Source organism: Acinetobacter gyllenbergii CIP 110306 = MTCC 11365 (assembly GCF_000413855.1).
GTDB classification, from domain to species: Bacteria; Pseudomonadota; Gammaproteobacteria; order Pseudomonadales; family Moraxellaceae; genus Acinetobacter; species Acinetobacter gyllenbergii.
The window spans coordinates 41,187-55,043 of the sequence record NZ_ATGG01000007.1 but is presented as its reverse complement, the minus strand read 5'-3'; the positions used below and the strand labels follow the sequence as shown (position 1 = coordinate 55,043).

General features: G+C 43.6%; 14 protein-coding genes. All 14 read right to left on the bottom strand.

The window, feature by feature from the left end; genetic code table 11:
- Window position 1 precedes the first annotated feature (1 nt).
- Window positions 2-1,297, bottom strand: coding sequence for an NAD(P)/FAD-dependent oxidoreductase (locus tag F957_RS17380; protein ID WP_016660151.1), 1,296 nt, complete (start codon window positions 1,295-1,297; stop codon window positions 2-4).
- A 25-nt stretch (window positions 1,298-1,322) separates the two neighbouring features.
- On the bottom strand, window positions 1,323-3,635 hold the full coding sequence (locus F957_RS17385; protein ID WP_016540704.1) for an MMPL family transporter: 2,313 nt from the start codon (window positions 3,633-3,635) through the stop codon (window positions 1,323-1,325).
- The gene (locus F957_RS17390) at window positions 3,610-4,290 is read right to left on the bottom strand and encodes a LolA family protein (RefSeq protein ID WP_016540705.1); all 681 of its coding nucleotides are present in this window, start codon (window positions 4,288-4,290) and stop codon (window positions 3,610-3,612) included. Before F957_RS17390 ends, F957_RS17385 begins: the two co-directional genes overlap by 26 nt.
- A complete protein-coding gene (locus tag F957_RS17395) occupies window positions 4,283-4,711 on the bottom strand; it encodes an acyl-CoA thioesterase (RefSeq protein WP_016540706.1) in 429 nt (142 codons plus the stop codon). Before F957_RS17395 ends, F957_RS17390 begins: the two co-directional genes overlap by 8 nt.
- A gap of 9 nt (window positions 4,712-4,720) precedes the next feature.
- Window positions 4,721-6,262: an HAL/PAL/TAL family ammonia-lyase gene (locus tag F957_RS17400; RefSeq protein WP_032860573.1), complete on the bottom strand. Its 1,542-nt coding sequence runs from the start codon at window positions 6,260-6,262 to the stop codon at window positions 4,721-4,723.
- Window positions 6,263-6,287: 25 nt separating this feature from the next.
- Window positions 6,288-7,220 carry an LpxL/LpxP family acyltransferase gene (locus F957_RS17405; protein WP_016540708.1) on the bottom strand — a complete coding sequence of 311 codons (933 nt, stop codon included), beginning with the start codon at window positions 7,218-7,220 and terminating at the stop codon, window positions 6,288-6,290.
- Window positions 7,220-7,960 (bottom strand): glycosyltransferase family 2 protein, encoded by a 741-nt coding sequence (locus F957_RS17410; RefSeq protein ID WP_016540709.1) that lies wholly within the window; start codon window positions 7,958-7,960, stop codon window positions 7,220-7,222. The genes F957_RS17405 and F957_RS17410 overlap by 1 nt, the downstream gene beginning before the upstream one ends.
- Before the next feature lie 10 nt (window positions 7,961-7,970).
- Window positions 7,971-9,644 carry an AMP-binding protein gene (locus F957_RS17415; protein WP_016540710.1) on the bottom strand — a complete coding sequence of 558 codons (1,674 nt, stop codon included), beginning with the start codon at window positions 9,642-9,644 and terminating at the stop codon, window positions 7,971-7,973.
- 6 nt (window positions 9,645-9,650) lie between these two features.
- A complete protein-coding gene (locus tag F957_RS17420; RefSeq protein ID WP_016540711.1) occupies window positions 9,651-10,202 on the bottom strand; it encodes a COG4648 family protein in 552 nt (183 codons plus the stop codon).
- Window positions 10,199-10,447: an acyl carrier protein gene (locus F957_RS17425; RefSeq protein ID WP_005193178.1), complete on the bottom strand. Its 249-nt coding sequence runs from the start codon at window positions 10,445-10,447 to the stop codon at window positions 10,199-10,201. The genes F957_RS17420 and F957_RS17425 overlap by 4 nt, the downstream gene beginning before the upstream one ends.
- Window positions 10,448-10,458: 11 nt before the next feature.
- Window positions 10,459-10,719 (bottom strand): phosphopantetheine-binding protein, encoded by a 261-nt coding sequence (locus F957_RS17430; RefSeq protein ID WP_005206340.1) that lies wholly within the window; start codon window positions 10,717-10,719, stop codon window positions 10,459-10,461.
- The gene (locus F957_RS17435) at window positions 10,703-11,524 is read right to left on the bottom strand and encodes a lysophospholipid acyltransferase family protein (protein WP_141669910.1); all 822 of its coding nucleotides are present in this window, start codon (window positions 11,522-11,524) and stop codon (window positions 10,703-10,705) included. The genes F957_RS17430 and F957_RS17435 overlap by 17 nt, the downstream gene beginning before the upstream one ends.
- A complete protein-coding gene (locus F957_RS17440; protein WP_016540713.1) occupies window positions 11,509-12,123 on the bottom strand; it encodes a beta-ketoacyl synthase chain length factor in 615 nt (204 codons plus the stop codon). Before F957_RS17440 ends, F957_RS17435 begins: the two co-directional genes overlap by 16 nt.
- Before the next feature lie 250 nt (window positions 12,124-12,373).
- Window positions 12,374-13,783, bottom strand: coding sequence for a ribosome biogenesis GTPase Der (der, locus tag F957_RS17445; RefSeq protein WP_016540714.1), 1,410 nt, complete (start codon window positions 13,781-13,783; stop codon window positions 12,374-12,376).
- Window positions 13,784-13,857: the final 74 nt, after the last annotated feature.

Sequence of the window (13,857 nt, the reverse complement as noted above, 5' to 3'; positions counted from 1 at the left end):
CTTAAACCTCTAAGGCTTTCTCTTGCGCGACGCCTTCACGGCAGTATTCGGCCAAGGTGCTTAACCGGCGTTTGGCATTTTTATGAATCGGATTTTGATCATCCCATGCATAGCCTGCCAGTAATGATGAAACCATACGACGAATGTTGTCATTTTGATTGCTTGCGAATACCACATCCTGAAACTCGCCTTCGTACCAAGACTCGACATAAGCACGAAACACTTTAATCCCTTTACGCAGCGGCAATTCATACTCCTGCATCCAATCCACCTGTTCACCATGCAACACTCGATCAACCAAAGGAATTGCCAGACTGGCAGATTTTAATGCAATGGTCACACCCGATGAAAATACGGGGTCGAGAAACTCACCGGCATTACCGAGCAAGGCATAATTCCGACCGGCCAAATGCTTGACGTTTGCCGAGTAACCAACCAGAGTCCGAACTGGTGTATCAAATTTCGCCTGTGCCAAGACCTCAGATAATGCAGGATCGTCGGCTAGAATCCGTTTCAATAACAAATCTGGTTCATTCTGAGCAGCATCTTCAACCTGATAATGATCAAAGAAATCCTGCTCTGCCACCACACCAAAGGAAGCACGACCATCGGCAAAAGGAATCAGCCAATACCAAGCACGACGGTCTTTTTCATGCACGGTAATTAAAATTTTGTCACGGTCAAAATCAGCACGATCGCCAATCCCATCTTCAATATGGGTAAACAAGGCACGACGCACTGGGAAATTGGATGGGCTTTCTAAATCTAAAAACTTCGGTAAGATGCGACCAAAACCACTGGCATCCAATAAAAACTTGGCTTGAATCTGATACTGCTGCTGTGCCTCATCTAGCACGGTTAAAACAGGGTGTTCCACCTCAACATCAATCGCAACAACTTCATGTCCAAAACGAATATCTGCACCATATTGCTGTGCTTGTTGAGCCAGTAAGTGATCGAAGTCAGCACGGCGAACTTGCCAAGTAGTGCCTGGTCCCGCACTAAATTTTTCAGTGAAATCGTAATGACTACGTTTTTCACCACACAAAAATGCCGCACCATTTTTAAACTGGAAGGCGCGGGATTGAACATGTTCCCGTACAGTTTCTAATAAGCCTGCTTCTTCTAGAAACACCATACACTGCGGCAATAAAGACTCACCAATCGAAAAGCGCGGAAAATATTGTTTTTCAATCACCGTGACCGCATAGCCTTTTTGACGGAGCAAGGCTGCGGCTGAACTGCCAGAAGGTCCAGCACCAATAATCACCACATCGGCTGTTTGTATCATCTTCATTATTGCCCCTAAAAATTTAATCTTTTTAATGCTGTTCTAAATTCACAAGATGGTGTTGATCGGCTGGCGTAAGCAACGTTGCATAAACAAATGAAAAGATCACACCCAATAAAACGGTTAGACCAAAACAATGAATCGCATAAGTATGACTCAATGATAATAGCCCAAAGCCCAATAAGGTCGACATCATACACAAAAACAACGCCATGCCAACCACCTGTGGATGATCGTGTCCATGTCGATAGAAAATCGCGTAATCCACGCCTATCCCAATGATCAAGAAGGTTCCCACAATACTGAACAAGTTAATTTCCACACCCAACCAAGCCTGTACAGCAAAGGTACTGATGAGTGCCAAAGTCACAGGCAGAACCAGCGGCATAATCGAACGCTTGCCATAGACCAAGCCCAAACCCAGTGCCAGTCCAAATAAGGCATAGATCAGTAAATGCTGCGCTTGCTGACGATGCTGTGCAAACGCACCAGAGAGAGTGCTGACGGGTTGTTGGAAATCAATCTGTGCAGATTCAAGTTGCTGCAATCGCTGCGCCTGCTTCACCCCACGAACCATGACCAGACGCTCGGTAGGACTGAGCTGTAAAAATGCCAAGGGATGTTGTTGAAACACCTGTTCTGTGAGTAAAGGTTGCTGCTGCAATTGTTGTTGCCATTGCAGTAGATCCGCAAAATTTAAACCCATGCTTTCCGCATACTTTTTCAATGCGGTTGCAGGAATCTGCTGAAGTAGTTGCACATTTTGTTGCTGCTGGGCCAAAGGCGGAATCCATTGTCCCAAAGCTTGAAAACCGTCAATCTGCCCCTGAGTTTGCAATTGCTGCAATTGATCAATCAATTGTGCTTCCTGCTGCTCAAGCTCAGCACTGGAGTGTGCACGCACAACAAAATAATCACTGCTTTGCTGCTGGGCAAACAAGGAACGAATATATTGATCTTCCTGTTTCAGCTTGGCATCCATACTTTGCAAGTTTCGAATATCATCATTGGATTGCAAAGCAAATAGGCTGCCTCCTCCAATCAGCAAGATACCCCAAATAAAGCCATAGCGTAGTTTTTGATGTTGCTGAAACCATTGTCTGGCCATTCCAATCCAAGCTAAGCGTCGAATTGCAGCTTGTGCATTCAGCGGAGCTAAGCGCGGTAGAAGCAATACACTGGTAATCCAAGCAGCGACCAAACCGACGATTGAAAACACCGCAATTTGCCTAAAGGCTGGAAACGGCGTAAAGCTCAGAAAAATATAGGCCACAACCGTGGTCATTAAGCCCATAAATAAGCTCGGCAACAGCGGTCTAAGAATTCTAAATCCATCTAGTTTACGATGCTGCGATTGCATTGCCATAAAATAGAAAGAGAAATCGACACACACCCCGATCAGGCTTGCGCCAAAGACCAAGGTCATCAGATGAATTTCACCGAACACCAGATGCGTCACCGCAAATGCCAGTAAGCTCCCCGTCGATACAGCGATAAATTCAGTGATGAGGGGGCGGAATGAACGAAAGCCAAACCAAACCAACAAAATTAAGCCCAAGGTCGAACCGAGGCCAATGGTTGAGATTTCCTGTTTGGCCGACTGAGTTCCATAATTAGAAAATAAAATGGTCCCCGTCCAATGCGCTTGAACCTGCAACCTACTCAGCTCAGGCTGTAGCTGTTCAATCCAAGCGCTGACCTGTTCCTGATAATCAATGTTATAAGGACTCTGTTTTAATTGCAGAACCAATAAGCGTGAGGTCTTTTGCTCATCATGAATGGTGGCAAAACCATCTTCCAGCTCGACATTGCTTGAAAGCTGATTGGCCACACTCAACATATAGCGTGGAAATAGCAATAAAGGGTCTTGCTGTAGTGAGGTCGCGGTAATCGGCATCCCGACACTCATTAACTGCATCAGGCTTTGTTCGGTCAGTGCCTCATAATCCTGCTGTTGCAAAAACTGTCGGTCTTGTTGACTCAGCAAGCCTGCCCGATGTTGATATAGCTGCTTGGAAAACTGTGCTAAATCCAACTGTGGTCGAAGCGGTTGCCACAGGTCACTGTGTTGTAACTTCTGTTGAAACAACTGAGTGGCTTGCGCTAAGGCGTGTTGATCCTGACTTTCTAAAACAACAAAGACTTTTTCATTGAGCTGATCACTCATATATTGCTGTGTTTTAGCAAGCTCAGGATTTTTTTGCGTTTCAGGCAGTAAAGCAAAAATATTGGTCTGGATATGGATCTCTTTTTTGACCCATGCCACTGCCAGCGCAAGTCCAACAATGGTTAAAAGAACTAACCAGATGGCAGTAAATTTATTTTGCCAATTGGAAAAGCGCATCTTCAGCAGCCGTCAGTTGATTCGGTTGAGTGGTTTGATTACGGAATAAAATCGTGGTGCTGTTATTGGCCTGTTCTTGAATCACGATCTTATTCACATACTGTTGTCCTTGCGCATCAATTCTCAGGAACAACTTTTTAAATAGTGCTGATTTAGGCGTTAACGCAATATTCCATCCTGTCGGGCTGTAATTAGCGGATAACACATTAAAATTCTTCGCCAAGGCTTTGTCATCACCCGACATCAGTTGCAAAAATAAGGTCGCAACCGAACTATAAGGCGATTGGTCAATTTGGATCTGGCTATAGGTTCGTTGTGTTTTCTGGATGAGTTTCTTTTGGGTTACGATCAAATCTGCTTGCACAGGTCGTTTAATTTGCCAAAGCACGCCATTGGATTTGGCAAAGGTCAGTGTGCCATTGGAAACAAAAGTCTTGTTTAAACTCGCCAACTTCTTTTGCTGTTCAAAATCGGCGCGAATGAGCTCACTTTTAGCAAGCTGATTAAAAATCGTCGAGACCTGATCCGCATGTGCCGATGCTGAAATACTCAAACTGAACAATACACTAACAACAAGGCTGCATAATAACCAGCAAGCACGCTGTTGCATCAATGCAACAAGGCGATTGAGATTCAGAAAACCAGAATTAACCATGCGGGTGCTCCTTAAACGCATCCCATGCATTTAAACAATCCAGTAAAATTTGCGGAGACTGGAAACACATTTCTCGGGTCTCCATATTCACAGCCACTTGCGTGGTATAGCCTTTGGTTAAACGTCGTCCAGTGTCCGCATCAAGAATCAGATATTCAATTTTTAAACGGTTTTCCCATTCTTTTAAAATCGCACGAACTTTAATTTTCTGTTCAAACTCAATGCCCTGCACATAACGTACATGGCTTTCAATCACAGGCCATGCGTAGCCCGATGCTCTCATCTGATTGTAGTTATAATTAAACTGTTCCAATAACTTACAACGCGCAATTTCGAAATACTTTAAATAATGTCCATGCCAGACCACATTCATGGTATCGACATCATGAAATGGGATTTCAATGATTACATCTGCCTGCATCTGTCGCTCCTAGACCTGTTGCTGGAATTGATTAAACAATTCAAAGTTGTCGAAACGATCAATAATCTGTTGTAGTTCAGTTTGTAAAGGACGATCTTCTTGCAGTAGTGCAAAACTTTCTAAGGTCCACTCAACAAAGGCCTTTAAAGGCGGGCTTAATTGAGATTCAACACCTTTCAAATGTACAGCCTGCACACTGGCACAGCATAAGGCCGCCAAAACCTGCTGCGTCAAAGTAATGACCCGAGTCGCATCTCGGGCAGCAATGGTGCCCATACTGACTTTGTCTTGGTTATGGCATTCGGTCGAACGTGAGAAAATAGAGGCTGCCAAAGTATGTTTCAAGGCTTCTGCGGTCCAAGCCGAAACCCCAATTTGAACCGCTTTAAAACCATGATTCAGTGGTAAGCGCTCGGCACTGGCACCCGTTAAATTACGCGCTAAACCATGATTCATTTTATGGTCGACCAACTGGGCAATTTGTCGGTCCATCAAGTCGGCAATATTGGCAATCATAATCTTCAAACTGTCCATGGCTTGGGCAATATGCCCACCATAGAAATGACCGCCATGTAACACCCGTAAATTCACCGGATCAATCAGCGGATTATCATTGCTAGAATTTAATTCATTTTCAATAAACTGGCGTAACCAGATTTTTGAATCTTCAAACACACCAATAATATGCGGCGCACAGCGTAAAGAATAACGATCCTGTAAGCGTGGACTTTGGTGTGCCGTCTGCACTTCACTGTTCAGCCATTCACGTAATTGCTGGGCAATCTGTTGCTGACCTTGATGCGGTTTTTGGGCAAATAAAACTTCATCAAAATGACTTGGATTGCCTTCTAGGGCCAAGACATTTAAAGCGGTAATCAAGGTACTGGCCAAAGCCACCTGCTCTGCTTTTTTATAATTTAAGCAGGCAATCGCCGTCATCACCGCAGTACCATTCATCAGTGCCAAGCCTTCTTTCGGGCGTAACACCAAGGCATCCAAGCCTTGTTCAGCATAGACTTGCGCAATCGGCACAATCTTACCTTGCGCATAGACATCACGCTCCCCCACCAAAGCACCTGCAATATAAGACAGCGGCGTCAAATCACCACTTGCCCCAACAGAGCCTTCCGACGGAATCACAGGAATGATATTTTCATTCAGCATCCAAACCAGACGTTCCAGCAAGGCCAAAGACACACCTGAATAACCACGTGCAAGGGAACAAAGACGAGTTACCACCACGGCACGGGCAGTGATCAGGTCTAGATTTTCACCTAGACCGCAGCCATGAAAACGAGACAGATGCAAAGGGAGCTCATTGACTTGATGCATCGGAATCTCAACCAGACAAGAGTCCCCATAGCCAGTGGTGACGCCGTAGATCACACCTTCATCCAGCAACAGCTGATCCAAAAAATCTGCGCCGCGCTGAATCAACTCACGCCAAGCCGTTGCTGTCGGTAAAGCAACTTGACGCTGTTGTCGAGCAACCGCCACCACATCTTCAATACTGAGTGGCTGCTCACCGACAATCAGAACGGGCTTGAGCATTGCTTCACTTTGACTTGCATTCACGTTATTTTGTCCAAAACTGATAAAAATTAAACCATTGATACGGTGCTCGTAAGCAATGTTGTTCTAATACGGCGACATAGGATTGGGTAATCTGTTGCATGCTGCTTAATCGGGTTTTGCGCGGTAAATCCACTTGCGTGGCAATTGCATGAATATGCACCTGAAACTTCTGTTCGGCGCGATAACAAAACACCGCCAACACAGGAACTTTCAATAAATTGGCCAAAATCCATGCCCCTTGTGGCAACGCGGCCTCCTTTCCCAAAAACTGGATACTTTGCACTCGATCTGACTGCACAGGAATCCGATCCGCAGCTACGATCACCCACTCTCCCTGCTCCATCTTTTCCTGTAGCAGCATGGCAGTTTCAATACCAAGTTCATCCACTGCAATTAAATTGACATCAGCCTTATCATTAATCTTTTTTAAAAACTGATTAAATTGTGAGGCATGTTTTTGATACACCAGTACATTAATTTTCTGTGGATGCTCTGACTTTAGCGCCCGCAGTAACTCAATATTGCCAAAGTGCGACACCACAATAATCGCACCTTTTTGGTAATGTTGCTGAAAGTGCTCATGTCCAAATAATTGCAGTTTTTGCTCGGGAATATGCCCTAACCATCCCTCAATCTTATCTAAAATGCATTCACCGAATTGCATGAAATGCGTATAGCTATTCATCCAGTTCGGCATTGTTGTAAATGGTGACTGAGACCCTGCAAATTGATGCAAACGCTGTAAATATTGTAAAGAAGCCTGTCGAGCTGTCAGTGCAAACAGCCAATACCACATGATAATAAAATACAGTACCACACGGCATAACCAACGCCCACCACAGCGATAAAATCCAAGCATCAGCATCAGTGGCAACAGTCCGCCTCGTTCCTTAATCTGATGCCATGTATCCTGTGAAGTGGGTGCTGTCTTCATCAGTCCGCCTTAAACTTATGCCAAATCAACTTTGGAAAGCGCAGTAACATCCCTGCGAATAATCGGGCATGTGCCTGACTTAGCCCTAAATTGTCACGCCAGACATTAAAATGTGAGATGCCATGCTCAGGATAAATGACCTGTGTAGGCACATTCACAAAAGGCGTATTTTCCCATTTTAACCGAACCAAGATTTCACTATCAAAACCCATTCGAGGTTGGAATTGAGCCGCATTCAGTATCGCGATGGTTTTTGCCAATGGATAGACTCGGAAACCGCACATACTGTCTTTAATATCGAAAGACAAACTGTTTAACCACACCCAAAAATGCGTAACATAACGTCCGTACAGGCGTTTTTTTGGCACCGAGTCATCAAAGATTGGCTGTCCAATCACCATTGCTTGGGGATGTTGCTGCGACTGTTCAATAAATTTCGCCACATCCTGCCAGCAATGCTGACCATCCGCATCTAATTGCAGTGCATGTGTCATACCTAATTGAGCAGCATATTGCAGCCCAGTCATAACCGCTTGTCCCTTGCCTTGGTTGGTCTGATGCTCCACTAAATCAACCAATGCATGCAGCCCTGCCAGTCGATGTAGAATCGCTGTACATTCGGCATCACTACCATCATTGACAAGGATGATCGGATATTGAAATTGTTCCAGATACTGAACAAGATCAGCAAGATAATGCGGATGATTATATACAGGAATAACAATGCTATACTTCAACATCAGCGGACTCCTAGACCTGTTCAAGCGCAAACAATAAACGCCCTGAAGCCAAGACCTGTTGCTCTGAGGTGATTTCAAAGCTGATTTTATGTAATTTACGATTTAATTTTAATTGCACCACCGCATAAGGACGAATCAGGTTTTGAAACTTCAATTGCTCAAAGCCCTGACACCACTGTAAATCAGACCAACTATTCTTGGCAAACTGCTGAATAAAGCCAATCTGTCCAACACCCGGATAAATCGGTTGAGTTGGAAAATGCCCCTTAAAACATTCAAGTTCGGCAGGAAACTCGAGGCTGAAATACTGCTCATCCTGTTGTTGCCATTGCGATAACACGACAGGCTGTAACATTGGGCTAAATAATGCTTTTAAATATTTTTTATCGCGTTTTGACTGGGTATTTTGTGGAATCTGACTTAAAAAGCGCCACTGTCGCGGAATGGCAATACTTTCCAGCTGATGCTGTAACTGCTGCTTCAACTGTTTGACAAAAGCGGCTTTACCTATCGTCATTAATTGCTGTTGAGCCTCGACACTAAGTACCACAATCGCGGCTAGAATTTGCCGATGCTGATGTTCAAGGAGGAGTGTATGGCTTTGCGCTACTTCCAGCAAGCTATTCAGACTGTGTTCAATCGCATCCAGACTCAAGCGCTTTTCTTCCAACTTGATAATGCGGTCCAAGCGACCTAAAAGTTTGAATTGTTTATTGTCGATATTGATCCACTCAGCAGCATCACCAGTGATGATCCAGCCAGACTCCCCCGCATGGTTGCTTTGCACCATAAGTTGGGTGTTTGCAGAAATCTGAATCTCAACATTATTGAATGCCGTCCATGCTGCATCATCATATTGACGATGTGCAATCCCGCCTGTCTCTGAGCTTCCTAGCACTTCAACAATCGGCACATTCAAATGTGGTCGAACACCCGCATCCAATTTTCCACCCGAACTAAACACCATTTCGCACTGCTGCAAGATTAAATCCTGCGTCCAGCGTTTTAATAAAGCTGGACTGGAAATCAAGTAGTTATCCCACCCTTGTTGGGCTAAGCGCTGTTGCGCTTGAATAACATCTTCAGGAAAAGCCAATTGCGGATTAAAAAAATGACGTCCTGTTGCCAACGGTAAAAGTAGTTTGAACAGTAATCCATAAATATGCTGGTGGCTGACTGTGGCAATGGCAACGCTTTTTTCTTTGAAATGAAAGCTGCCAACTAGGCCGATCACTTCATTGAGCAATTGCTTCAAAGTACGTTCAATCTTTTTCGGTTCGCCGGTTGAGCCCGAGGTAAAGAACACGATCTCAGCCTGATTTAAAAAATCATCCTGTTGTATACGAATCAGTTGCGAAAAGCTTTGTTCTACTTTCACAGTCGCAGGAACAGGCTGACGGCTCAGAAAATAAATCTGTTGCTGGGCAAATTGTTGTTCTAAATCTCGAACACGATTGGGAGGTAAAATGATTTTTTTATTGGCCAATACGCCTGCAAATAATAACAGTAGAAACTGATAGCTGTCTTGTTCCCACAATGCCCACGTTTCTTGGCTCAGCACTTTGATTGCAGCCGTTTGCTCGGCGACGTCTTGCCAAAAATCGGCATAAGAAATTGTTTTTAATTCAGAAGTAATACACAACGCATTCGTTGAATCAGCATCATGATAAAAAGAAATAGGCATAATATTTTAAGGTGTCGTTTGATTTAAACGTTGATGTCTTTTTCGTAAAATGTACTCACCAAGGAATAATATTCCCATCAATAGGTAAGACACAAAACCATTATAAATGATCCAATATTTCATAGGTGCAAATACCGTTGTCAGTGCAATTACGGCATTCATCGCAAAGAAAAAGCACCACACTACCGTGACTTTCCGTGTCCACACCACGCCAGAGGCTGGCAGATCAGGTTCAACCAGACGTGCAAAGCGCTCAATCATGGACGGTGGTCGATATAGTGTCAGTGCAAAAATGATCAACGCACCGAGACTCATCCCCACAGGATAAAGCTTGAGCCAAGCATGATCTTTTAAAATCAGACTCAATCCACCACAAACAATAGCTAAGCCTGTCAGCGGTAATAGCAAATCTTTTTTGGCGCTCAGCAAGCGACTAATACCCAAAATAATCAATAAAACACTGACCCAGATGAACTGTCCATGTGACAGACTCCATCCAACAATAAAGGGGTATAACACAAAAAATGTGATCAATGCCCCTCTAATGAGATGTCTCATTCAGCAGTCATATTCTGAATGACCACAACAACATCCTGCACGGTTCTGACCGCTTTAAAATCTTCAGGCTTGACTTGCTTGCCAGTCAGTTCTTTAATTTTAACCACCAGATCGACAGCATCAATGCTGTCTACATCGAGATCTTCATATAAATTGGAATCAAGTTGGATATCATCAGGTTCAATTTCGAATAAATCCTGCATCCATTCTCTTAACTTTGCCAGCACCTGCTCTTGAGTTAACATCGATCTACTCCTTAACCTGCTTGCTGTGCTTCAACCAAAGCCACTAAGCTTTGAACGGATTTAAAATGTTGTTTGGTTTCATCTGATTCTGCATTCAAATGAATGTTATAGCGTTTTTTCAATGCCAAGCCTAACTCGAGCGCATCAATTGAGTCCAAGCCTAAACCCTCACCAAAAAGTGGTGCTTCAGTTTCAATATCACTGATGCCAATATCCTCAAGCGCGAGAACATCAATAATCATTTGCTTTAATTCATCAGCAAGATTGCTCATTTTTCGATAACTCATTATTAAAAATTTGATAAAAACCCTGATTCAACTGACGCACCTGTTTCGGTGAAACTTCTGAATCTGCCAAGATATCTTGGACTTCTATTGCATCCAACACCTTAATCTCGATATGAAAAGGCTGTGCGGGCACATGATACCATTTTTCATTTTTGGTTAAGGTCGATGGGGTACATCGAATCAAAACTGGACGTACTGGTACATTGGCACGAATCGCAATATTGGCCGCTCCACGTTGAAATTCATTCAAGCACTCGCCTTTTTCAGTTCGCGTGCCTTCTGGAAAGATCAGTAATGAAGCTGCACCTTGCTGTTTTAATCGAAGTACACAGTCTTCAATAAACTGCTGCGAACCCGCATTTAAAATATAACCCGCACTCCGCACTGGACCACGAGTAAACGGATTTGACCACAGTGATTGCTTCACCACACAATTGGCCTGCTGCATCAATCCAATCATCACCACCACATCAATCAAGGTTGGATGATTGGCAATCACCAACTCTTGGCGGCTATGTTGCAGTTTTTCCAGTCCCTCTACTGAGTAGGTCATGACCCCAAGTTTGACCATCATTTCAGTAAAGCCCTTAAAGCTGTAATGAATGACGTGCTGTGCACGTTGCTGACGTACAACTGGATTGCGGCTGCTTAAATGAACCAAGGGGGCCACAATGGTTGCAATCCCAACCCCACCCGCACCGAAACTGGCAAAGCTGAAACCTGTTGCTGCAACACGCCAAGCATAATTGGCTTTCTGTTTAATCTGATTCAGCTTTAACATTTTTTCCATCTCAACCCAGATTGACCCACTTCTGTAGCCTGCCAGAACTGGTAAAAAGCCAGACTTTCCAATGATTCCGAGCCACTGAGCTGTAAAACTTCCACATTAGGATGTTCTAAGCTGACGATAGTCGCCAACGCAAATGCTGGGAACTCAAGCGCATCGGCATAAACATTCGGCAAGGCTTGATCATATGCCACCACCAGCACACGTTGTGCGGTAGCTGTTGATTTTAAAATTGCATAAGCCTCGATCAATGCCTCTGTCCATTCACAGCTTAAACTTGTCGAGGGCGTTGCATCCTGACATAGAATCGAATACAAGCCTGCAATTGCATTATGAACTGAAGTTGAAAATTGTGTTGGAGATGGCGTTTGTTGTTGTAATACATCTTTTAGAATATCTAAAGTTTTCTGCTCATCGCCATATTTTGAAACCCAAACAATATAATCGACTTGTTGCCCATCCAAAGCAGTCAATGCACTATGCAGCGCCATTTTAGCCAAAGATGATAAACGGCGACGTTGCATTGCGGGAATAGCCTCCAGCGCAGCATAATTTTGCTGTACAGAAGTAAGCTGTGGCTGCGTGAGATGGAGTTTTAGCATGCAATGCACGATCCAGTTTAGTTTAAAAAATATACAAATAATGGAAATTTTGCGGTGGCATTATAGCACTAGCACGACATTTAACAAAAAATAATTTTTATTATATTTCAATAACTTAAATAAAATAAATTTAAATGCACTTTTATTCAAAACATCTAAACAATTTTCATTATTATTTAAATTAATTAATAAAACAATTCAATCAAAAAAGCCCAAAGCAATCTTTGGGCCTTTCATCATTTATACTGGCTTAACGTTTGAATTTCTTTTCCGCTTTCTTAAACTTCTGAACATAACGACGTTTACGTGCCGCTACACGCTCATCAACTTGAGATTTACGTCCTTCAAATGGGTTATCCGATGTTTTGAAATCAACACGAACAGGTGTCCCTTCCAGTTTATACACTTTACGGAATACGTTTTCTAAATAACGACGATAGTCCGCAGGTGTCTTATCCACCTTGTTACCGTGGATCACGATGGTTGGTGGGTTTTGTCCACCCATATGCGCATAACGCATTTTAATACGTTTACCACCAATCATTGGCGGTTGGTGCGCTTCAGTTGCATCATTCAAGATTTGAGTGAGTTTCGCAGGCGAAACTTTTAAATGTGATGAATCATAAGCACGATGGATGGTTGGGTACATATCGCCTACGCCAGTGCCATGCAACGCTGAGATTAAATGCACCTTGGCCCAAGGAATAAAGTCAAAACGGCGGTCAACATCCAACTTACATTGCTTACGATCATACTCGGTCATGTTGTCCCATTTGTTGATCGCAATCACCATGGCACGACCAGCTTCAAGTGCATAACCAATCAAATGTAAATCTTGTTCAACCACACCTTCACGGGCATCCAATACCACCACAATCACATGTGCATCTTTAATTGCTTGTAGCGTCTTCACGATCGAGAATTTCTCAATCATCTCATCGACTTTACCTTTACGACGTACACCCGCTGTATCGATCAAAGTATATTGACGGCCATCACGCTCATATGGAATATAAATTGAATCGCGTGTTGTACCCGGTTGGTCAAATGCAACGACACGCTCTTCACCCAACAGACGGTTAACCAAAGTTGATTTACCCACGTTTGGACGACCAATAATCGCTAAACGTAAACCTGTTGCTTTATCATGTTCTTCTGGATTTTCATCTTCTGGGACTTCAGCCAACACATCTTCAAGCATTTGCTGAACACCACGTCCGTGGCTCGCAGCAACTTGTAAGGGCTCACCCATACCGAGCTTGTAGAACTCAACCAATGCAGCCTCAGCATGAACACCATCAACTTTATTGGCGACTAGATATACTTTCTTACCGAGAGTACGTAGTTCACGGGCAATTTGTTCGTCTGATGCCAATAAGCCAGCACGTGCATCCACAACAAACACAATGATGTCTGCTTCATGGATGGCGGTTTTTGACTGCTCTGCCATGTATGAATCAATGCCGCCTTCATTCTCACCAATACCACCGGTATCGACAACAATGAACGACTTATTTTGAAAAACCGCATCGCCATATTTGCGGTCACGAGTTAAACCAGCGAAGTCAGCAACCAAAGCATCACGACTTTTGGTGATTTGGTTAAATAGCGTTGATTTTCCGACGTTTGGACGACCAATAAGCGCAATAACGGGTTTCATAAATTAACCTTAATTCAGACGAGCCATCGTTGATGACATCGTATCAGAAACAGTATGGAAGATTTTGGTGATCA